General features: G+C 40.0%; 21 protein-coding genes and 1 pseudogene. 14 read left to right on the top strand and 8 right to left on the bottom strand.

Going from position 1 to position 22,482, the window contains the following annotated elements:
- The first annotated feature begins 30 nt into the window (after window positions 1-30).
- From V7K79_RS02730 to V7K79_RS02685, 10 genes and pseudogenes are all read left to right on the top strand, one after another.
- Window positions 31-204 carry a ribbon-helix-helix domain-containing protein gene (locus V7K79_RS02730; RefSeq protein ID WP_335044481.1) on the top strand — a complete coding sequence of 58 codons (174 nt, stop codon included), beginning with the start codon at window positions 31-33 and terminating at the stop codon, window positions 202-204.
- Window positions 205-358: 154 nt separating this feature from the next.
- Window positions 359-490: a hypothetical protein gene (locus V7K79_RS02725; RefSeq protein WP_335044478.1), complete on the top strand. Its 132-nt coding sequence runs from the start codon at window positions 359-361 to the stop codon at window positions 488-490.
- A 124-nt stretch (window positions 491-614) separates the two neighbouring features.
- Window positions 615-1,625 carry an AAA family ATPase gene (locus V7K79_RS02720; protein ID WP_335044476.1) on the top strand — a complete coding sequence of 337 codons (1,011 nt, stop codon included), beginning with the start codon at window positions 615-617 and terminating at the stop codon, window positions 1,623-1,625.
- 19 nt (window positions 1,626-1,644) lie between these two features.
- The gene (locus V7K79_RS02715) at window positions 1,645-3,396 is read left to right on the top strand and encodes a S8 family peptidase (protein ID WP_335044474.1); all 1,752 of its coding nucleotides are present in this window, start codon (window positions 1,645-1,647) and stop codon (window positions 3,394-3,396) included.
- A 39-nt stretch (window positions 3,397-3,435) separates the two neighbouring features.
- Window positions 3,436-3,876 (top strand): helix-turn-helix domain-containing protein, encoded by a 441-nt coding sequence (locus V7K79_RS02710; protein ID WP_335044472.1) that lies wholly within the window; start codon window positions 3,436-3,438, stop codon window positions 3,874-3,876.
- A gap of 69 nt (window positions 3,877-3,945) precedes the next feature.
- Window positions 3,946-4,332 (top strand): annotated as a pseudogene (locus V7K79_RS02705) (transposase); the annotation flags it as partial.
- A 30-nt stretch (window positions 4,333-4,362) separates the two neighbouring features.
- Window positions 4,363-5,202, top strand: coding sequence for a hypothetical protein (locus V7K79_RS02700; RefSeq protein ID WP_335044471.1), 840 nt, complete (start codon window positions 4,363-4,365; stop codon window positions 5,200-5,202).
- 203 nt (window positions 5,203-5,405) lie between these two features.
- The gene (locus V7K79_RS02695; protein ID WP_335044469.1) at window positions 5,406-5,600 is read left to right on the top strand and encodes a hypothetical protein; all 195 of its coding nucleotides are present in this window, start codon (window positions 5,406-5,408) and stop codon (window positions 5,598-5,600) included.
- Between the two features lie 307 nt (window positions 5,601-5,907).
- Window positions 5,908-6,387 carry a type II toxin-antitoxin system antitoxin SocA domain-containing protein gene (locus tag V7K79_RS02690; protein ID WP_335044467.1) on the top strand — a complete coding sequence of 160 codons (480 nt, stop codon included), beginning with the start codon at window positions 5,908-5,910 and terminating at the stop codon, window positions 6,385-6,387.
- Window position 6,388: 1 nt separating this feature from the next.
- Window positions 6,389-6,991 (top strand): type II toxin-antitoxin system PemK/MazF family toxin, encoded by a 603-nt coding sequence (locus V7K79_RS02685; protein ID WP_335044465.1) that lies wholly within the window; start codon window positions 6,389-6,391, stop codon window positions 6,989-6,991.
- 111 nt (window positions 6,992-7,102) lie between these two features.
- On the opposite strand, the gene V7K79_RS02680 is transcribed toward V7K79_RS02685, so the two are convergent.
- The 4 genes from V7K79_RS02680 to V7K79_RS02665 all read right to left on the bottom strand — a co-directional run bounded on the left by V7K79_RS02680 (window position 7,103) and on the right by V7K79_RS02665 (window position 12,005).
- Window positions 7,103-8,029, bottom strand: coding sequence for an MIT C-terminal domain-containing protein (locus V7K79_RS02680; protein WP_335044463.1), 927 nt, complete (start codon window positions 8,027-8,029; stop codon window positions 7,103-7,105).
- Window positions 8,030-8,031: 2 nt separating this feature from the next.
- The gene (locus V7K79_RS02675) at window positions 8,032-9,933 is read right to left on the bottom strand and encodes an AAA family ATPase (protein WP_335044460.1); all 1,902 of its coding nucleotides are present in this window, start codon (window positions 9,931-9,933) and stop codon (window positions 8,032-8,034) included.
- 72 nt (window positions 9,934-10,005) lie between these two features.
- Window positions 10,006-11,289, bottom strand: coding sequence for a restriction endonuclease subunit S (locus V7K79_RS02670; protein WP_335044458.1), 1,284 nt, complete (start codon window positions 11,287-11,289; stop codon window positions 10,006-10,008).
- Window positions 11,286-12,005 carry an HsdM family class I SAM-dependent methyltransferase gene (locus V7K79_RS02665; protein ID WP_335044456.1) on the bottom strand — a complete coding sequence of 240 codons (720 nt, stop codon included), beginning with the start codon at window positions 12,003-12,005 and terminating at the stop codon, window positions 11,286-11,288. The genes V7K79_RS02670 and V7K79_RS02665 overlap by 4 nt, the downstream gene beginning before the upstream one ends.
- A 53-nt stretch (window positions 12,006-12,058) precedes the next feature.
- On the opposite strand from V7K79_RS02665, the gene V7K79_RS02660 reads away from it, so the two are divergent.
- Both V7K79_RS02660 and V7K79_RS02655 read left to right on the top strand, forming a co-directional pair.
- On the top strand, window positions 12,059-12,358 hold the full coding sequence (locus V7K79_RS02660) for a transposase (RefSeq protein WP_335044454.1): 300 nt from the start codon (window positions 12,059-12,061) through the stop codon (window positions 12,356-12,358).
- Window positions 12,262-12,897 (top strand): transposase, encoded by a 636-nt coding sequence (locus V7K79_RS02655; protein ID WP_335044452.1) that lies wholly within the window; start codon window positions 12,262-12,264, stop codon window positions 12,895-12,897. The genes V7K79_RS02660 and V7K79_RS02655 overlap by 97 nt, the downstream gene beginning before the upstream one ends.
- Here V7K79_RS02655 and V7K79_RS02650 read toward each other — a convergent pair.
- The 3 genes from V7K79_RS02650 to V7K79_RS02640 all read right to left on the bottom strand — a co-directional run bounded on the left by V7K79_RS02650 (window position 12,875) and on the right by V7K79_RS02640 (window position 16,582).
- A complete protein-coding gene (locus tag V7K79_RS02650; RefSeq protein ID WP_335044451.1) occupies window positions 12,875-13,840 on the bottom strand; it encodes a type I restriction-modification system subunit M in 966 nt (321 codons plus the stop codon). The genes V7K79_RS02655 and V7K79_RS02650 overlap by 23 nt on opposite strands.
- A 9-nt stretch (window positions 13,841-13,849) precedes the next feature.
- A complete protein-coding gene (locus tag V7K79_RS02645; protein WP_335044449.1) occupies window positions 13,850-16,075 on the bottom strand; it encodes a DEAD/DEAH box helicase family protein in 2,226 nt (741 codons plus the stop codon).
- A gap of 75 nt (window positions 16,076-16,150) precedes the next feature.
- Window positions 16,151-16,582: a MerR family transcriptional regulator gene (locus V7K79_RS02640; protein WP_335044447.1), complete on the bottom strand. Its 432-nt coding sequence runs from the start codon at window positions 16,580-16,582 to the stop codon at window positions 16,151-16,153.
- 68 nt (window positions 16,583-16,650) lie between these two features.
- On the opposite strand from V7K79_RS02640, the gene cas12k reads away from it, so the two are divergent.
- The gene (cas12k, locus tag V7K79_RS02635; RefSeq protein ID WP_335044445.1) at window positions 16,651-18,561 is read left to right on the top strand and encodes a type V CRISPR-associated protein Cas12k; all 1,911 of its coding nucleotides are present in this window, start codon (window positions 16,651-16,653) and stop codon (window positions 18,559-18,561) included.
- 1,325 nt (window positions 18,562-19,886) lie between these two features.
- Here the strand turns inward: cas12k and mutL are convergent.
- Window positions 19,887-21,692, bottom strand: a complete 1,806-nt coding sequence (gene mutL / locus V7K79_RS02630) for a DNA mismatch repair endonuclease MutL (RefSeq protein WP_335044444.1) — start codon at window positions 21,690-21,692, stop codon at window positions 19,887-19,889.
- 379 nt (window positions 21,693-22,071) lie between these two features.
- Here mutL and V7K79_RS02625 point away from each other — a divergent pair, with 379 nt between their 5' ends.
- Complete coding sequence (locus V7K79_RS02625) at window positions 22,072-22,194, top strand: hypothetical protein (RefSeq protein ID WP_335044443.1); 123 nt, start codon at window positions 22,072-22,074, stop codon at window positions 22,192-22,194.
- Window positions 22,195-22,482 lie beyond the last annotated feature (288 nt).

Raw genomic sequence — 22,482 nt, 5'->3', positions numbered from 1 at the left:
AAAACACATAGAGAAGCTGATAATAGTCACATGGGAAAAGTAACATTGAGTATTTACATGGAAGAAAAAGACAAAGAAGCTCTGCAACAACTGGCGGATGCAGAGGAGCGTTCTTTGTCGCAAATGGCAGTGTTAATTCTGAAACGAGCTATTAAACAAGCGCAGGCGGATGGAACAATTTCGCCGCCTGGTAAGGGCAAGTGAGGCGATCGCGTATTGTGTTTGCAGAAGATAGACTGTCCCTTCGATGAAGCGGCTTGGGACTGTAAATTAATGTTTACTTAGAATGCGATCGCCATGAGTTAAGCTTGCTTTCAGAATGTCCCAATTGTGGGGCTAGGTTTAAGGTTCCAGCACGATGGATGAATGCGTGGTGTCAGAGGTGTTTTACGCCGTTTGTCGATATGGCAAAGTGTCAGAAGCATTGGAGCAAGAACAACTAGATAATCCAGTAGAAAAAGCTGCCCCAGTTAGAGAACTTGAGGAATGATTCCTGTCAGATGTAATATTTCAGTGCTAAGATAAGTAGCCTTTTGGGTCTTTAAACTTTTTAATAGTACAAAAATACTATAATAAATTAGGGTACATAAAGTATCCAATCCTGGTTCTAAAGTATGGCACGTGGCGAAATTCTCAGAAAACTCTTCAAAAGCTTCTCTCGCAATGAGAGAGAAGAGTTTTTGGCTGCGGCTATGGAACTTATTGAGGAAGAAAAGAATAAAAACCATATCCTACTTGCTAGAGATTTAGAAAAACTGCTTCAAAATGGCAATGGATACACCAAACCCTTAGCTTCTAACCTGGCTCCCTACAACCAGTTTTCTGAACCCCCTAAAGATAAAGATACTGGGCTTGCCTTACTTGAGGTAAAACAATTCGATCTTACATGGGATCACATTGTCGTGAGTGAGAAAATTTTTGATACACTGCAAGAAATCGTCCTCGAAAACCGTAAGCAAGATATACTCGCAGCCTATAACCTCAAGCCCAAAAACAAATTGCTATTCTGTGGGCCACCTGGCTGTGGCAAAACTCAAACTGCAAAAGTCCTTTCCAGCGCACTAGGGCTGCCACTCGTTTACGTAAACCTAACGGCAGTATTTTCCTCTTACTTAGGTGAAACTGCAACCAATCTTCAGAAAATTTTTACGTACATTGAAAAGGGAGAATGGCTTGTTTTGTTTGATGAGTTTGATGCGATCGCCCGCGATCGCGACAATTTAAATGAACATGATGAAGTTAAACGGTTAGTCAATAGTTTGCTACAACTCATCGATAATGCGACTAATCAAAGTATATTTGTCGCCGCCACCAATCATGAGAAACTATTGGACAGCGCTGTTTGGCGACGATTTGATGAAGTTATTTTCTTTGATAACCCATCGGTTGAACTGCGGACGGCTCTTTTAAATCGTTACTTATCTGCTATCCGTTATACTGCTATTAATCTGTCTACCTTTGCTGAACGACTTGATAATGCTACTGGAGCAGATATAGAGCGTATATGCTCTGATGCGATTAAAGCCGTAATTCTACGGGGTGAACGTACCTTGACTGCTGATGATTTAGAGGTTGCGATAGGGCGTTTTTTAGAAAGGCAAAGTATAATAGCAAACTCAAAATAATTATTTACGTCGAACCACAATGGGGAATCAGTTTGAACACCTGAGATTACCGAGAATAATAAACATTGAATTACCTCGACGATCTAGTAGTGGTTTTAGTGGTACAAAACGTACTGATATCAGTGAACACGGTAAGCAGCTATTAGGTCAAATTTCTAGCCTTATTGAGCCTGTTAAGCAAAAGACTAGCCCTTTCCGTCTTGACCCAAAATTGATTTTTAAGATCAAAGTTGCTGAAAAACATTCTTTTTCAGATAACTTGGTAACTCAAACAGGACTAAATGTTTTAGCGCGTGAACCCAATAAAGCTATTGTTGTCTTCTCATCCGACAATGAGCTAACAGAGTTCAAGAAGCGGTTAGAAAATTATAGTCAGATCAAAGACGGCCCCAAATATGAATACTTAGGGGCAATCGATGAGCTAGTTCCCCTCGAACCTGAAGATCGCATTGGTCGTCTGTTAGATATAAAGCGTGTACAACCTGATGAACTTGCCGCTTTAGATTTAGAACTTTGGCACACGGGCGATCGCAAAGAAATGCGAAAGTATTTAGATGATATTGTCGATGTCCTAGAAAGTTTAACCAGCAATACTGCTCCTATGAGAATGAGTGATAGCTACATAGGTGACTATATCTGTATTGCTCGGATTAAAGTTACCGAAGAAATTTTAAATCTTTTGCTACTAGAGGAAATTGTTAAAGAAATTGATCGCCCTCCCCAACCTGCTTTTGAGACAACTGCTGACTATAATCTGCCAATTTCTAATTTTCCCGAAGTTGTTCCCCCACCTGAAGATAATTGTGGCATTCTTGTTATCGACTCTGGCGTACCACGCGGTCATCCGTTGATTGCTCCGGTGTTGGGTGAGGCTGAAGTATTCCCAGATGCAAAACGGCAATTTATAAAAGGTGGCGCGGACGATGTACATGGACATGGTACAAGTGTCGCTGGTATTGCTGTCTATGGAAATGTTGATAACTGCATTCAACAGCGTTCCTTTGATCCAACAGCTTGGTTATTTTCTGCTCGTGTAACAGACGAGAATAACAAATATGATGAGGATCTTCTCTTAGAAACTCAACTTGATGAAGCCATTCGTGCTTTTGTTGAACAGTATCCTAATTGCAAAGTCATCAATATCTCGCTAGGTAATGATGAACAAATTTACCGAAATGGTCTAAAGCAGTTTCGGCTAGCTGCCAAGATAGATGAAATTGCGTATCAATACCAACATAAAAACATTGTTTTTGTAATTTCAGCTGGTAACTCTTTCTATGAGGAGGCAAAGTCAGACGAGCAACTAATTACTGATTACCCAAAATACCTGCTGAACGAAAGTGCCAGAATAATTGATCCAGCGACTTCAGCAATAGCACTAACCGTAGGTTCTTTATCATTTGGTCGCGGTAGTATTACAGAACCTTCTGATGTTCGTCGTCAGGCAGTTGCAGATTTACCAGGATACCCCTCTCCCTTCACTAGAAGTGGTTTTGGGGTTGATGGAATGATTAAGCCTGATGTTGTGGACTTTGGCGGAGATTTTGTAATAGACCTTAAATATCGAGAAGGTCTGGACTTACCTAAACCTAAATTGCGACTATCAGATACTGTAGCTGGCGTTTCTGTTGTTACCCTCTCCAAAGATTTCAACAGTTCTTTATTTCACATCTGTAGTGGTACCAGCTTTGCTGCGCCTCGTGTTGCTAACCTTGCTGCTCAACTTTTTACAAAATACCCAGACGCCAGTTCTATAGCGGTTCTCACTTGAGTGAAATACAGTGTGGGAGGATGGAGTATATCAATAACCATGTACATCGATATGAAAGCTTACTCCACGGATCTACGCCAAAAAATCATTGATGCCCACAACAATCAAGAAGGCTCTCAACGACAACTGGCGAAACGATTTCGTGTGAGTTTAAGTTTTGTTCAAAGCCTACTTAGGCGATTCCATTTTTCTGGCACAGTTGAAGCAAAGCCCCACTCTGGAGGTCAATCTGCCAAATTAAACAGCGAACAAATGACTTTAGTCGCGCTCTTGGTGGAGTCAGATAACGATGCCACTCTGCTTGAGTTGTGCGAACGCTTACAACAAAAGGCTGGAGTTAAAATAAGTCGAGCCACAATGGGGAGAATCACCCAAAAGCTAAATTTAACCCGCAAAAAAAAACAATACATGCCAGTGAGCGATACACCGAGCGAGTACAAAAACTTAGAGCAGAGTATTGGACAACCATTGGAACCGTAAACCTAGCCGATCTGGTATTTATCGATGAAGCGGGAGTCAACATCGCTATGACTCGACAAGAAAGCTCGTTCGAGCAAAGGTAGTCGTGCTTATGGCGAACGCCCAGATGGACGTGGAAAAAATGTGACAATGATTGGGGCTATGTCCTTGGAGGGGATTATTGCATCTATGACATTTCAAGGTAGCACAGATACAAATGCATTTTATACTTATGTCACTCAAGTCTTAGTACCTCAACTTTGGACGGGCGCTTGTGTGGTAATGGATAATTTCAGTTCTCACAAAGTTGCTGGTATTAAAGAAGCTATTGAAGCTGTGGGAGCTAAATTGATATATTTATCTCCTTATTCTCCTGATTTTCTCCGATTGAAAACTGTTGGTCAAAGGTCAAGGAGTTTTTGCGTAGGCGTAGCCCGCCGCAGGCATCGCAAGCAGCCAGGACATATCAAGAATTAGATCAAGCGATTACAGAAGCCTTAGAAACAGTTGCTAAAAAAGACATTGTTGGTTGGTTCACCCACTGTTGCTACTATATTGCACCCAACTGAGAACCGCTATAATCTAATTCGGGCGCTTATTGTTAACTCTGCGGTTCTTCCTAACGAAATTCCACCCGAATTTCAATGTAAAGATAAAAATTCTCAAAGTAAACAAATCCGAAAGCAATTAGCAATCTATGGCAATGGGCAGCCTAATTTTCTACGTGCAATGTATTCCGCCAATAACTATGTTGTTCTATCAGAAGACAAGATTTTGATAAAAGTAGGCTATTTTCATATTTATGAAATACCTCAGTTGCCACCTGATTTTATTAAGGTAAAAGGCGCTCGTTTATTGTCAATTAGCTTGGCATTTGACCCACTAACTCACCCAAATCGCGGAGACTCATATCTAGGAGTCACAATGGAATTCGACCTTTTTAAAGGGATTGATCGCGAAATTATTATGAATGCTTATGAAGCTGCTAGCAAGACAAATTCCCCTGATGAGTCTACAGACAATACAAAGAAAAAGTTAACGAAAAAATATGGCTCTGGTATTGTTGTTAAATTATCTCCAACTTCCACTCTTCGCAAAAAAGGAACAGTGCAAAGGGGACAAGTGGAAATAACGTCTAGAGCTACAAAATATAATGATGGGCCTATGACTCTAATTGTGAGTTGTAACCGCAAATGGGCAAAGCCAGATGAAATTGAAATACAACGTTATGCCTTAGTCGCTTCCATTAGCCATTCCGATCCTCAAGTTAATTTATACAATCGGATGAGACTCCAGATTAACCAGAGAAGTGATAGAGAGCAAGAGCGACAACGAGGAAGAGTTTAATTGATAATATAGTAATGGGAGTCAGCGCACCATAACTTTATAATAAACAGGTATTACATCTTGACTTGTTTTTAAGGATGCGATACCTGCGGTAAGCTACGCTAACGCACCTCCCAACCCAAACCCCACAAGTTCAAGCGATCGCTCCATGAATTTGTCTTCCTAGTCCCTGCTGAACTAATCAGCTTACAGCAATACATGAGATGCTTAGTGGTGGTTTCTGTGAGAAAACCACACCAAACGGGAAACAAGTGTTTGATGGTTCTTGTAAAGGTGCGATCGCCACAAATCAAGCTTGCTGTCAGAATGTCCAAAGTGTAGAGCTAGATTCAAAATTTCGGCGTTGTGGGTTGACGATTGGTATCAAAGGCGCTTTCTGCCGTTCACGGAAATGGTAAAGTGGCAAAACGTTATTCAGCCAAACACGACAGGCCCATGAGATAACAACACATTAAATTTTAGTCAAGAATTGTTTATTCATATCAATTCTATACTATATACTAGTACATATAAACTATTTGCAGCTAGCTAGTAAGCAAAAAAAGTGTCAGGAGTTGGATCAAAACAACTATAATTAAGCGATCTAAACTTATTAAAACTCTTTTCTTTATAAAGCTTTGAATAAAAATACTTTTAAATACCTGTATCCATCTATATGTGTTAGTTCATACAAGTATTTTATGATTGTCAGCACAGAGAAGGGTTATGTTGGATAAACTCATAAAATATTTTGTCTACGCGACAAAAGGGTATATTACAAAAACACAGTTAATCAAATTTTTGTATTTAGCTGATCTTTACTCTGTTAAGTGGACGGGGAAGCAACTGACTGATCTAGATTGGTGTTATTATCAATTTGGCCCTTGGAATGAGGGTATAGATGCTGCTTTAAATGAAATGAATGGGAAAGAGATTATTCAAGAATCTCAGTATAATGCAACATATATTAGACCTGTGAATCAAGCTGCTCAGGCAGATGATTTGGACATACCTCTAAGTATTAAGTTTGTGCTGGATAATATTCGCAGAGAGTGGGCTGGCTCAGATAAACTGAATCAGTTATTAGAGTATGTATATAGCACTGCTCCAATGCTGGAAGCAAAAAATACCCATCGTCCAGAAGAGAAAGTTAAACTTAACTTACAAGCAGAAAGAGAAAAATTAGTCAGTGAATTAGGATTATAAAGTGGCTGGACAAAGACCTAGACAAGGTTGGATCTATTCCATAAATCCCTATAGGGTATCTCTTCGTTGCAAACAGGGTCATGTCCATATTTATAATTTAGATGAGCATGGTGAAGTAGAATGTCAAACTTGCACTGAGAATATTAATTCAAGTAGGGTTTTCAGAGGGATACATCCTTATATCATCTGGACAAGCGATCAATTTCAAGATGAATCTAGATATATAGCAACGTTTTCCGTTATTCCCCTGACTTCACAAGGAACATTTAACGGTTTACCAACCACATATCCAATTAACTCTACCATTAGAAATGGTCTTGATAAAAATTCTTACGCTTTAGTTCATCAAATATGTACTGTTGATGCTAATTGCTTCAAAGATTCATCAGCCAATTGGTTAGATAGAATTGGACAATTAGATAAAGCAGATAAAGACGCTGTAGAAGAACGGTTAAAGTATTTTTTGAATATTCAAGAAAATCCTAGTGAGGACTGGTTTGCTCAAAATGCGTCCCCAGAACTTTTGAAAAAAGTCTTTGATTATCTACCTGAAGATACAAAGAATTTAGCAATAGAAGAATTAATTAACAATTTAGGCTCATAGTACCTAGATATTTATCAATGACATTGATATCCTAACTATTACAAATCTGGCAATTCTTGCACTGTATTCTCGATTTTCTTTAGTTCTGAAATGCAAGATATAGTAACATCTTCACGGCAAACTGAACTTGTAACACAACAGGTGATTACCTACTAAAGATTTTTTATGCAAAGAGTCTGGTTTAAACTCGTCATTTATATTATTCCGATCTGACTTGCTTAATTTTGTCCATGTGGTCAGCTTATTATCAGTGTTAAACCCATTATTAAGGTTAATACCAATGAGATCGGTAATCAGATAGCGATCATGAAAATCAGTCCAGAAAAAAACTTGAGCAGTTAGATTTGCATTCTTTAAAGTAGGAGAGAGAATTTGAAATTGTTGTTTTGCTTTTGCTTCTTCTACAGTATGTTTTAGGTGAATCTCAATTAGCTTTTTGGGGTCTTTTGTGTCTCTTTTAGCAGCCATAATAAGACATTGAAAATCCTTGTAGCTTTGTCCATCTGGAGCGAAATATGGATCAATAAATTTAATCATCTTAGCTTGATTTAGAACCACTCCTAAATACTTTAGATATTCATTAATATTTCTTTGAAGACGAACAGAACAACTATGGGTTTGTAACCATTTAGCAATAGTGAGTTTCTCAATCGAACAGATTTCTGCTACACCAGTAAAATTTGCTGCTGTTTTCTGAGAAATTAAAATAGCATTTAAAAACTCATTTTGGTGAGAATTAACTGCTTCTTGACACCACTCATCATGACTAGAGGGTAATGCTGTAGCTTTAGCTGCTTTAACTTTACGCAACCGCAGCTTTTCAATAATGTATTTTGTATTTGGATGTTTAGAAGGAAGGTTTAAAACATATTTACTCCATGCCCCATCTCTTAAATCACAAACTAGGGCTTCTTCTTCTAAAATAATTTCTTTGAGTTCTTTCAATTTTGAATAGCATAACTGGCTACGCTCTTTATCATCGCCAATATAACATTCAATGTCAAAAATACATGAACCTAGCGAGTATTCAGCAAGCATAGTTAGGGAAATATCTCCTTTAATCTCTCTTCAAAGAAACCCTCTGGCCATAACTCTAGAAGCTCTCCACATTCATTTAATGGGATCTCTCGCACTACAGTCTGTTCTCCAATAGGCTCTATATAGAGTACACAAATATCTTCAGGCGTTACTGGTGGAGTTCCATTAGGGAGTTCTTCATTAAAAGTTTCTCGCATCCTCCGCATAATACGAAGAAGTAAATTTTCGCTATGAGTTTCTAAAATTAATGTATTTTTGTTGGCTCCCAAAGCTGACTCTATCAAGACATCTCCAAGTTCTGCTTGCAGTTTGGGATGTAAATGGATTTCTGGTTGTTCAATGGCAATTAAGGAATCAGATAGACTATAACAAGATACGAGGATTGGAATTACTTGACTAATACCAATTCCCACATCACGATGGCTGACTTGTGTTTTAGTTCTCTTATCAAAAAAGACTAAATCTGAAATGCGATCGCCTTCTGAAGTCATATCATCTACCCAGATTTTTGATAGATTCTCGATATCAGTCATCATCGAAACAATATCTTCAATTTCCGTGAGAGTACGGTTATAATCCAAACCGGAAAAAAAATACCTCATTAAGCTGTATGAGTTTGAATCTACTGCTGACTTCAAACAACATATTTGCCAAAATTGACTGTTCCCGACACCTGTATCTTCTAAATCAGTTGTTATTCGTTCAATTTCTTCTTGAATATTTTCACCAAATCCTGCTGCGTGAAAAACCAACTCAACGGTGAAATCGTGTAAGCTTTTGGTAAGAAGGGAGTAAAGTTTATCCTCTAAATGTGAATCTGGTAATAAAGTACGCACCCTTAACTCATAGGGAGTTTTCATTCTGTCGCTATCCCCTATCCAAGCATTTACCTTGTTGCGAACTTCAGTATTATTCAACAAGATATCCCAAGCATAACCCCCACCAGCTTCCCAATTAGCATCTTTCTGTCGAGAAAAGGCAAAATGACGAGGTGGATAGGTACGGAATGGAGCCAAATATTGCAAACGACCAATTTCATCTTCTACAGCATCATGAATTATCTGTATTAATGTGGTAAAGTGTCCAATAAATAAAGATGCTAGAACGGAAGCTAAATCTTCTGTTGTTAGCTCAGATTTATGATTTACAGAAGATGAGGTAAATTCATCATCTCTTATTTCCCTTTCTGTCGGTAGTAAGCGATAAACTTGTGCTGTAATTTCCGGTACTAATTCATTAATAGCTTGTTGCAGTTCTTGGCGAGATGGGGGACGTGGTGTTGAGGTAGATTTCATCCCCTCCAGCATCGCATCTTTCAACTGATTAATAATTGGAGTATCACCAATATTATTTAACTTAAGAGTATTTCCCCCAGGAATATGAGACATTCTTAACACCCTGCTATCATCAGCTTCAAGGAAGAATGAAAGCACTCGTAACCGTCCTTTTTCTGCTGGTGAAATACCAATCAGAATACGCGCAGTCAACTTATTAACAGCTTTTAACAAGTTTTCTAAGCGATCACTATAAATAGGTTCTATATTTTGTAAATTTAAGTGTTTGGGATCTAGATCAACTGCCCACTCAATCACATTACTACGCTGACGTTTATGAACATATTGCCCAAAACCTCCCAAATCAACTGAATCACCCCCCGCTTCTGTGCGATAAACATCTAGCTCACCTTCGTTTATGATGGCGTGATGCGCCAGCAACAGGCTGTGAAGTACACTCGATTTACCGGAACTATTAGCGCCATAAATCAGCGTGAGAGGGCGAATGGGGATGTATTGAGTGTCAGCAAAAGCTTTGAAATTACTGATTCGGAAACCAGTTATGGGCGAATTGGCTTTCTTTTTAGCTGATGAATCTGTTTTGCGGGGAGGGTAATTTTTTTTAGGCATATTTGTATATTGATGATACATTTTAGACATTTATTCTATAAGTGTCATCAGTGTATTCTGAGGTCAGTATTTTTATAACAGAGAAAGCTGCTGAGGATCTGCGTTATCTCTCAAATTAAGGGCTTTTGCTTGTTCTTCCATTTCTGCAAGCAGTTCTTTCATGTGTCCTTCTCGCCATTTTGCTGTGAGTTCACCAGTAAAAGCACGATAAAGGAGAACATCAAATAATTTTTCTAGTTTTTCTTTTGTTCTACTGATATCAGCCAAACTTGCTCTACACTCTGTAACTGCTATCTGGAATTTCTTCAACTGTTCCTGAGAGGGAATTAGAATTGGCAGCTTTAGTAGTTCATCAGTATCAAATTTTCTTGTCCCATGTCCTGCTGTACCCACTTGGGACAATATTTTACGGCTAGATGCTTTTAGTGCAGCGTGTAGATATGTTGAATCAATATCATTGCGATTAGGATAAAGTGCTTTCATATCTTGATTAATTGTTAATCGAGTAGCTGCTAATGCAATAGGAATGGTATGCGCTAGAATCATCCCTCTAATTACAATTAAGATTGCACCTGCCTCTACGTATTTTATATTTGTTTCTTCTATTGCTTTTTGAGATATATGGTCAATAGAATCAAAAATTATATCTTGCTTCATATCTTTGGGAGATACCCAAGAAATATCACCATCCCAATAATCAGAATTTTTTTTCGATGGTGTTCCCCCACTCTGAATATTTACTAAACTTCTGAGAGGTTCAGTATTAGGTTCTGTCCAAGTTGACGGCTCCCCAAACATTTTGACGAATAGAGCAGGCAAAATATGCTCTGCTTTTGCATCAGCTTCAGTCCGCATTCTTCGCAGTGCATCAGCTTGATCTAGAGTCTTGACTATGCGGTGTTGTTCAGAAAGGGGGGGAATAGAAATTTGTGTACTTTTAATAATTTGTTGACTAATGTTGGGTTGTGCGCCCCCAAATCTTCGAGATAAAAGTTCTGATAGTTTAGAACGTAACACATACCATAAAAATTGAGGAATAGCTATTTTAGGATTAGGTAAAATATGGCATATAGCCTGATTAGTTGTAGCTTCAACACCTAAAATTGAGGTTTGACCAACGGTGGCTCCGTACATAGCAACTAAAATTGCTCCAGATGGAATAAGTTTGGCACTACTTTCAACTAAAGCTGCATCAGTAATATATTCCTCTGTTTCAGTAATTATGTCCTTTTTTAATTCCCCGGATTTGACCCAAGGAATGTGGCCTCCATAATATTTGCCAGATTTGGATCTTAATGGAGTTCCACCGCTTCCTGTTTTACAAAAATCTGATATGGGTACAGTAAGCCACTTCATGAAACTTCCTCCACATCACGAAGCAGCTTTTCTAACCCAGAGGCAATTTCTCGCTCAATTTCCAAAACTTCTCGAATCAACTCAACTGGATCATCATCAGAAACAGCTTCAGTGATCTGCGGCTTATAACGCCCAGCAGCTAAATTGTAATCATTTTCGGCAATAGTATCCAAAGATGCCCACCAGCATCGGAGTTCCTCACTTCCCGGTTTCAGCAACTCTCCCTTTTCCACACCTGGAGGTTGCACAAAACCCGACTCCCGATAAACCTTCCACTGTTTTAATAAATTAGGAATATCGTTAAGTTCTGGCGTTTCTGGTCTACCCCCGCCGGAAATCTTATCAGGATCGTAACCATCATTTTTAACTTCATAGAACCAAACTTGATTCACCTGACGCGCCGCAGATTCTATTGGGTTGCGAACTACCAGCACCGCAGTTTTCACCCCCGTATATGGCTTAAACACACCCGCAGGTAAAGAAACCACCGCCAATAAATCGAATTCTGTCACCAATTTTTTACGCAAATCCACATGAGCGCCAGTGGAACCAAACAGTAACCCTTCTGGTACAATCACCGCACACTTTCCACCTGCTACCAAAGACTTCATGATTGCAGCCAAAAACAGCAATTCACTTTTTTTGGAATTTGTCGGTAAATCCGCACGAATAGAATCTTTGGGTAACGTTCCCGCAAAAGGGGGATTATCAAACATCACCTTATAGAACCCATTTGAGATCTCTGGCAATGAGCTAGGATCAAAAATAAATGCCGTACACCAGCAGCTTAACCGATAAAGAGTGGGAACTAATTGAACCATTACTGCCAAAAAAGCAGAAAACCAGACCGCCGCGATGGACAAAGCGCCAAATACTGGATGGTATCTTCTACCAACTAAAAAATGGTTGTAACTGGTGTGATTTGCCGAAAGACTTGCCGCCCTACTCGACCGTTTTCTGGCATTACAAGCAGTGGCGTGTGGATGGGGTTCTAGAAGGGATGATGAGTGCGTTGCATTCACAGGTGCGGCAACAAGCAAAAAAAAACCGAAGTGGACAAGATTGCTGATCATCGACTCGCAAGCGGTGAAGAATACCTGCACTGCAAGTATTGAATCCAAAGGGTTCTGTCATTACAAATGCACCAATGGCATCAAACGACATCTCGCTGTTGATACGCTAGGACTACCATTTTTCACACATTGCAGTAAAGCCAGTGTGACCGATGATCAAGGCTTAATTGAACTCTTGAGCCACAACCTGGATTACTTTCGAGCCAAGCCTGTCAACATTCCTAAGATTACCATCCTGCTCGACCACGGCTATCACCCAAACACAATCAGCACTGCCCTGCAAAAACTCTATCCACAAGTCTTGACCAAGATAGAAGTCACACTTGCACCTAAGCCGACGAAAGCCGAAAAAGCAGCCCAAGGCAAAGCAGGATTTGTCCCAGTTGCAACACGATGGATCATTGAACGTTCCAATGCTTGGATGGAGCGGTGTAAGAGCTTAGTCAAAAACTTTGAGCGTACCTTAAGTCATGCGACAGCAAAACTCAATCTCTGTTTCATTCGACTGATGCTCAAGCGGTTGGCGAATGGATAGAACCCAAATGGGTTCTATAGCGACGGCGCAAATCATCTTCAGTCAGTCCCCCCATATCTGACAAGACATTTGCTACCTTCAGCTTGGCGTTCCGAATTCCATGCAGCACCAAGTTCATCATCGAAATTCGCATCATCTGGCGGGAGACATCAAAGCCATAAATCGACTCTTCCAACAGTTTCCAGTCAGGTAATCTATCGCCATTTCCCTTGCGATAAGTCTGGAGATTGGGGATTTGCTGTTTTGCTTCAGCCAAAGTCAGTCCCCGTTTTTCCAGCCAATCTTCACCGTAAATCGGCACTTCTATGGGATTTTCGCTGTACTTAGCCAAAATATACTCAATACTATCAATCAAAAATCCTGCTGTTCCACAAGCCAAATCACAGATAGTATCCCCCAAATCAGGGTCAACCATCTCCACCATAAACGCCCTTATCTGTCGGGGAGTACGGAATTGACCATTAAGGGCAGATTGACCTAAATGGGTTAACAGGTACTCAAAAATATCACCTTTGACATCCTGACCCATTTTGAGGAAATCCAAGGTATCGAGTTCATCAACTACCAACTTGAGAACATTCGGGTCATTAATTTCTAAAACCGCATCCCGGAAATACTCTGCCACTTTTGGCTCATCTTTCAGCAAAGAATTTGCCATATAGGGGAAAACTTCATCCCGCAGAAAGTCCCGTAGTTCAGTACCACTCTTGAAACGCCATTTTGACCAGCGATAACGTTCTGCCTGCTGGGGAAATAGTAATTTAGCATTACCATTATTACCCATAAGGCGATCGCGTAACTCCCGATTTGCTTCCTCTTCATCCAACAGTTTCAGGTATATCAGGTAAGAAATCTGCTCAATGTAAGTGACAGGATTTGTTACCCCACCAGCCCACAAAGTATCAGTAATATGCTTGAGTTTACGACGAATTTCTTGATCCATATTTTTCTCTTAACCCTCTGTACCTGTAGCATCCACCGCGAACACAGAGCGGTTTAATTCATCAAAAATATCCCGCAATCCCTGCTCACCAAACAGTTCTATACCTAAACCAGCAGCATTGAGAACTGAGAGGGGTGGCAAGAATAAATCATCTATGGTTAGCTGACCTTTGGCAATACCCCGATTTTTCAACAAAGAAAGATACTGAGCTTGGGCTGGTGCGAAAGAGTGAGAAACCAACCAAGCTCTAAAGTTTTCTTCCAGTAATTCTTCGTGGCTTTTAATCTTTAATGTTCCCAATGCTGCCCGAATAAAATCCATTAGGCTACCATTATAATTTCGGTAAGCTCGCCGCAAGTTTTCTTCATTAAAGTAATATCGGGGCGTATTCAAACGCTGCACGAGTTCCGTTTCTTCGGTTTCCGTCAACAAATCTCCATCTCGGATTTTCTGGAGTATTGGATCATTACTGACAGCAGATTGAATAGTTTGCTCCCAATTAGTCACATAATCACGCTTATCAACCCGCTCCCCTTCTGTCCCTACTTCTACATAACTGACGAATTGCTGCCATCTATCCCTAAGCCCTAATTCAATTAATTCTGACCGAGGACGGTATTGTTGCTGGTTACTTCTTGTTGATACATGACCTCGACCAGTTTCAGCATAAATATCAGTATCGCTATCATTAAAATATTCGTGATTTCCGAAAAAATCATAAATAACAAAATTACGTTTATCAATATGTGGGGCAGTCCTTGTCCCTCGTCCACGAATCTGCTGATAAAGAATTGGACTCCGCACTGTGCGACACATAACTAAATGCAGAACTTCCCGGCAATCGAAGCCAGTATTGAGCATATCAACACTGACTGCAACTTGTGGGTAATCCTCATATTTGAATTGACGAATTAAATCATCGGCATTAGCAACATCACTTGTAATTACTTCAGCGTAATGTCCCTTACATTCTGGATGTAATTCGTTAAGATATCTTGTCAACCGTGCCGCATGATTTTTTGTCAAAGCAAACACTATTGATTTACCAGGCCCAATCTTTTGCCCTGGTGCTAATTCTTGATAATTCTCCCAAGCCAGTCTGTCAAATTCCTGCATCATGAGACGGTTACTCGCCTCATTAGTCCACTTGCGTTCAAAGGCTGCTGGGTCATAATAAACCTCATCAACTTCAGCACCTTCAGCAATAATTTCAGTAATGCCAGTTGCGAACCGATAGGGAACAAGATACTTTTGTTCAAATGCCGTTTGAATAGAGTAAGTAAAATCTGGCTGTTCATTCCGGCAGTTGTAGAAATCAAAAGTATTACGTTCAATGTAAGCTGCTGGCGTAGCGGTTAAACCAATATGGAACGCATCAAAATGAGTAAGTGCCGTCTGCCAAATACCATAAATAGAACGGTGACATTCATCAGCCACAACAACATCAAAATAACCGCTAGTAAACTCCCGATAACGGCTAATCATTGTTTGGAGTAAGCAAACTGTAATTTGCTGCTCTTGCCGGATCACACTCGGCTTGAGCCAGTAGCTACCATACTGATTTAAAACATCTTGAATTGCTTCTATTGCCTGTTTAGCTAATTGCTCCCTATCCACTAAAAACAGGATTTTTTCTGCATATCCTGATTGAATGAGGCGCTTTAATTGCAGGCAAATTAAATCAGTTTTACCTGTTCCAGTTGGTAGTTCGAGTAAAAATCGCCGTTTACCCAATTCAACGGCATGGTCAATTGCTTGCATAGTTTCCCTTTGATAGGGACGAACTAAGCGAATTTCTCCTTGTCGAGTGTAATACTCAGGAATTTCGATAGTGGCCAGAGGTTGACGGGTTGAGCGCATTTCAACCAATCGCTCTAAATCTCGCCGTGAGAAAAAAGAATTAACAATCCGGGCATCATCGTTTTGATAGTCCCAGAAATAAATCAGTTCGCCATTACTGAGAAAAATAAATGGTGCTTGAAGTTGCTGGGCGTAGGGAAGCGCTTGGTTTTTAGCAACATAAGGCTCAATAGCACGCTTCTTAGCTTCAATCACAGCCAAGGGACGACCTCTTTGGTCAAGCAGTAGATAATCAGCTTTTCCTCTCCTACCATCTGCCATTGGAGCCGAAACCTCAGTCATTACCTGAGATTTATCAGCTGGGTTCCATCGTGCTTCGCGGAGAAGATCATCAATATTAATACGTGCGTCTGTTTCTTTGCTAAAGTCGCTCATCAACTCACTCCTGTCTTACCAAAGTTAGCACGAAGCCCTGAGCGTAAATGCCATTTTCGCTTTATCCCAGAAGTTCTAACTTTTTCCCCACTTTAGTGCCAACTTTTGATAAATTTCGTCCAACCACACGGGAATTACAGGCTTACCTGCATCCAAAGATGCGATCGCCTTCTTTCTGTCATACTCCACAAGCTCAAGCGATCGCTTCTGTACTTCCGACAACAGCATAAACCGCTTGCCTTTACCTGAAATAAATAGCTCCGGCTCCTGGTCTTTCAGCTTTTTCAGCGTGGTGCTGGCTATGTCAAAACTTAACCCTACAGATAACCAATATGACATTGCAGCCAGTTCCAGCAAGTTTGATTTTGAGTAATAAATACTACGTCCAGTTCCAGTCTCACTGATGACAGGAACAATCACCCCCCTTTCTCGCCAATATTGTAGCTGACGAAGGGTGCAGCCTGTGATTTCAGCCGCTTCCTTGCTTGTAAAAAATGTCTCCTGCATACAATTTATTTTACAGAAGACTTGCTTAATACAAATATGTTAGTATTAAACAACGTTGTTTTAAACCAATGAGCCAAATCACTATTCAGTGTCGTCTTGTAGCCTCAGAGTCATCACGCCACCAACTATGGAAGTTGATGGCGGAGTTAAATACGCCACTGATAAACGAACTACTACGTCAGGTAAGTCAACACCCAGAGTTTGAGACTTGGCGACAAAAAGCCAAACACCCTACTAGTATTGTCAAACAACTCTGCGAACCTCTGAAAACTGACCCTCACTTTATTGGTCAACCAGGAAGGTTTTACACAAGTGCGATCGCATTGGTGAACTACATATATAAATCATGGTTTGCGCTAATGAAGCGATCGCAGTTCCAACTAGAAGGCAAAATTCGCTGGTTGGAAATGCTCAACAGTGATGTTGAATTGGTAGAAAGTAGTGGTGTCAGCTTAGATAGTCTTCGCACTAAAGCTGCTGAAATTTTGGCTCAATTTTCTTCTCTCAATACTGCTGAAACTCAATCAACGAATGGTAAAAAAGCTAAAAAGCGCAAAAAACCTCAAAATTCAGATAGCGATCGCAGTTTATCAAAGAATTTATTTGAGGCTTACGGCAACGCAGAAGATAACTTGACTCGTTGCGCTATCAGCTATTTGCTCAAAAATGGTTGCAAAATCACCGAGAAAGAGGAAGATCCTAAAAAATTTGCTCAACGTCGTCGTAAACTTGAAATTCAGATTGAACGCCTTAGAGAACAGCTAGAAACACAAATTCCCAAAGGACGAGATTTAACCGATGCTAAATGGTTAGAAACTCTTGTTGTTGCTACCCAAAATGTTCCAACAAATGAAGCCGAGGCGAAATCTTGGCAAGACAGCCTTTTAAGGCAATCTAGCAAAGTACCTTTTCCGGTAGCTTACGAAAGCAACGAAGACATGACTTGGTTTAAAAACCAGTTTGGGCGTATCTGTGTAAAATTCAACGGTTTGAGTGAGCATAGTTTTCAAGTGTATTGTGATTCTCGCCAACTTCACTGGTTTCAACGTTTCCTAGAAGATCAACAAATTAAGAAAAATAGCAAAAATCAACACTCCAGTAGCCTGTTCACCCTGCGTAGTGGGCGTATTGCTTGGCAAGAAGAGGAAGGCAAAGGCGATCCTTGGAATGTTAATCGCTTAACCCTCTACTGTTCTGTAGATACCCGCCTATGGACGACTGAAGGAACCAATCAAGTAAAGGAAGAAAAAGCCGAAAAAATCGCTAAAATTATCACCAATACAAAAGCCAAAGGCAAGCTTAATGAAGAACAGCAAGCCCATATAAAACGGCAAAACTCTACTTTAGACACAATTAATAATCCTTTTCCTCGCCCCACGAAACCTTTATATAAAGGACAATCTCATATTCTTGTTGGTATTAGCCTTGGCTTAGAAAAACCTGCAACACTAGCGGTAGTAGACGGCACTACAGGTCAAGTAATTACCTATCGCAGTATCAGACAACTACTTGGTGATAACTACAAACTGCTAAATCGACAGCGACAGCAAAAGCACTCTTTATCCCATCAACGCCAAGTAGCTCAAACGCTTGCTGCACCAAATCAGTTTGGAGAATCGGAGTTAGGGGAATATATAGACAAATTACTGGCGAAAGAGATTATTGCGATCGCCCAAACATACTCTGCTGGAAGTATTGTTCTACCCAAATTGGACAATATACGAGAGCAAGTTCAGAGTGAGATTCAAGCCAAAGCTGAACAAAAATCAGACTTAATAGAAGTTCAACAAAAGTATGCTAAACAGTACCGAGTTTGCGTTCATCAATGGAGTTACAGCAGATTGATGGCAAATATTCACTCGTCAGCTGTTAAAGCTGGAATTGTGATAGAGGAGTCAAAACAGCCGATTCGAGGTAGTCCACAAGAGAAAGCGAAAGAATTAGCGATCGCAGCTTACCATTCCCGCAAAATAAATTGATTGACAAAACACCGAACCTTGACAATAAAATAAGGAAATTCAACAGCGCCGCAGTTCATGCTTGTTACAAGCCTCTGTGCTGTGTAAATTTGGGTTAGTTTGACTGCTGTTAAACAGTCTTGCTTTCTGACCCTGGTAGCTGCCCACCTTGATGCTGCTGTCCCTTGTGGATAGGAATTAGGTGCGCCCCCAGTAATAGAGGTGCGGGTTTACCGCAGTGGTGGCTACTGAATCACCTCCGAGCAAGGAGGAACCCACCTTAATTATTTTTTGGCGAATCGAAGCGGGGTCAATTTCCCTGGGGATCTGCCAAAACTTCAAATCGCTTATTCATTAAGGCTTGTAGCTTTTATGATGTTAGTTAATTTACTTTTTTAAGTGTTAACAGACAGGCGATTTTGGGAGACTTGCCAAAAATGCATTCAAAACTGTTGGCAAATCAAGGGTTTGGAGCGCAGGGTTTCAACACCCCTCCCAGCGAGAGGCAGGTTGAAAGGCTGATTTGGGTACGCCCTATTGGGGAATAACAAAGTTTCAAGAACCTATCCCACTAATAATATTTGTGCTACAAAGCTTAAGTTAATTGAGAACTGAAAACGAAAAATCAAGGTTTTCAAGCACATTTTACGAAAAGAAGTAGGGATTTTTAGAATAGTGGGATAGATTCAACGAAAATTGACAATTTTTTTGAGGAGAGTTTTACAAACTTCTCTTAAAAATAGGTGGGTTGAAAGATTGGTAAAAGTCATGGAATTCTTGGACTAATGGGACAAAAACTTGTCAAATTACAGCAATTTTCATTTATTTGAACCACAAATTTTCATAGAGTGGTAAGGTCTTGCGCCCCTACCACTTGCTCTCTTTACCTGAAGATAGCTGTAACAAAATCAAAATATTGTCAATTTTTTTCCGCCTATAAGATACAGAAGATCACAGTTAAATTAGGTAGACTCATAGTAGTGCATGAAGGGTTAAAATGAAAGTTTACTCAATTGACTTGGGGTAAAAAAACATAATTATATTACGAAAAGTAAATATGTTCCAAACCCTTACCATTGAGAAATGACAAATGGCGACCCTCTCTGGTTGGAGACACACTTTCGTTGACAAGTACAGTTTATTTGCGCCGACATTCTTACCTTAGTTAATAAGTCATGCATTGTTAAACTGGTATTGTGACCATAGCAGTTCATTTTTGATATACCTTATCCAGACTGTCTAGTGGACACTAATTTGTCAACTTAGACATTAATTTGTCAACACAGACAAATAATTTGGCAAACGACACCATTTATTACAGCTATTGTAATGTCTCACTAAAAACATTAAATTCCATGACTTTTACCAATTACCCAATTACGCCGGAAAAACCGAGCTAAAGCTGATTCTTCTAAAGATAGATAAATTGGGCGTCCGTGGGGACAGGTGCGGGGGTTGCGAGTGCGTTGCCAATTATCTAAAAGTGTCTGCATTTGTTGTTGATTCATCGGTGTACCGTTACGAATGGCACTGCGACAGGCGACAGCTACTTGGGCTGTTTGTAAATCGCCTCCCCAACTAAGTTCTAAAATTGCTTCTGCACAGTCGTCTCTTTGCTGCAAAGGGGCGGGGATATTACGAACTGCCCAAAGTTGTTCGCCAAAGGGTTCTATTTCTAAACCGATGCGTTGCAGTTGCAATACTTGCGCTGGCGATAGTTGATAAAGAATTATTGACGGTTCGACAGGTAAAAGTTGCCAATCATCGCATAATTGCTCATACAAAACTCGCTCATGGGCAATGTGCTGTTCTACTAACCACATACCACCTGAATGTTCCGCCACAATATAAGTGTTGTTAACTTGAGCGACAGCTTTTAAAGAGTTAGGAGAGATGCGATTAATCGCGTCTGTACGAGGGTTGGGATTTTGAGGATTGAAATTGTAACCGCCTTTGGCTTCTGCGGCTTTGAGTAATTTACTAACTCGGGTTGTGTGAATAGCTTCTTTGAGATTGTTAGAAGAGATGCTGAGTGCTTGGTTAATTGCTTGAGTGATTTGTTCTTGCCAATAAATGATTTCGTTGAGGTAAATTTCTGTTTTTGCAGGATTGCGATTCCAGTTAATTTGATCGGGGGAAATGGCAAGATGTAAGAAACAAATTGGATAGCGATCGCGTGGTAATGTTTTGTGAAATGCTGATAATATTGTTTGCTCTAGTTCTGGTGTCTTAACCATCCTGCCGTTAATGGCGACACGTACCCAATCTGGACGATGACGATGACAGCGATCGGGTAATCCTACCACTAAATTTAGTGCTGAGTGCTGAGTGCTGAGTGCTGAGTGAGGAGTGCTGTTAGCGTCAGCGGGGCGTTTAGCCCGTACTGAGTGAGAAGTGAGGAGTGAAGAGTTAGGAGTTAAAAGTGCTGAATTTTGAGTTCTGTCTTCTGAGTTTAGTGGGTTGGGTATTTCCAGTTTCACTTCTTGCAAGTCACCTTGTCGCACTTGCGGTAAAATCTGCGGTAGCAACTGTCCAGTTGTCGCAGCCGGACAAATGGTGAACCATTGACGATCATTTTGCCAAATCTGCCAGGTGACATGGGGATGACAGAGGGCGATTTGGTAAATTGTGGCTTGCACAACTTTCATTTGCTGTGCTGTTGTGGGTAATCCCTGACGACGAGATGAGCAATTACCGAAAAGATGGGAAACTGTAACCACTGTACCAGGTGCGATCGCAGTTACTTCAACTTGTATAACTTTCCCACCATCGCCATAAATTATCCGCCATCCTAATTTTCCGTCCAGAGGACGACTCAAAATTTCTAAATCTGCCAGAGTCGTTAAACTGTGCAACGCCTCACCACGAAACCCCAAACTGTTAATTTTCCACAAATCCGCACTAGAGCGAATTTTACTGGTGCTGTGGGCTGTGGCTGCTTGTTGCAAATCATCTAGGTTCATTCCACAACCATTATCTGCCACGCGAATTCGCCATTGCTGGGGCCACAGAGAAACCACAATTCGCGTTGCACCTGCGTCTAGGGAATTTTCTACCAATTCCCGAACCACAGAAGCTAAAGAGTCAATTACCTCTCCAGCTGTAATCAGATATACGACTTCTGTTGGTAGAGCTTGAATAGTAGATGCCATAAATTATAGTTTATAGCTTCTGGGGGCACGCTATATATGACTTATATCATGTTCGCTTGATTTAGCATGAGTTTGTCCGTGCAAATAAGTTAAATATATAAATGTGAATTTTCACAACAAATAGCAAGCAAAAATAAAGCTGGGTAGCAAAATTTAACTGTATCTTTTTTTATATTTAATTATTTATAACCTAAAAATTTCAATTGTATTGATGAATCTGTAAGAAGTTTATTAGAAAAATATTAGTTTTTTAGATATTAATCCTTATATATCTATAATTTTTAGATTGTAACAATCAGTTTAAAGTTCAAGCCAATAACTATATCGCTGATTGATGCATTGAGGAATTGAATTTATGAAATTAAGACATTTATTAATAATGAGCTTGTCTTCTATTATCATGGTTGGCTACGGGGAGGATGTTGCTCATTTAGTAGTATTTCTGGCTGATGATAATGCTGACTACATTACAAGTAGCACTTTCTTTATGGATGGTTGCTAACTATAAACATATTTCTGAGAATACTCACTATTTCAATTGGGTCTAACCGTTTAGTATAATCTGCATCAACAAAAGTATAAACAATTTTTCCGTCTCGATCGACTACAAATGTAGCTGGAATAGGTAGTTCAAAAGACTCATCTCCATTGTATCTAGGTAATACATGACCCTTTTCTTCTAATATAGGTCTTAGGTAAGGATTCAGGTCTAATATTGGAGAAGTAAAGAAGGACGAGACAGACTATTATTAGAGTCAGCAATTAGAGCTTGTGCAAAAAAATCAATGAT

Source organism: Nostoc sp. (assembly GCF_036917575.1).
In the GTDB taxonomy this organism is placed as follows: domain Bacteria; phylum Cyanobacteriota; class Cyanobacteriia; order Cyanobacteriales; family Nostocaceae; genus Nostoc.
This window is presented reverse-complemented; position numbering and strand designations above follow the sequence as displayed.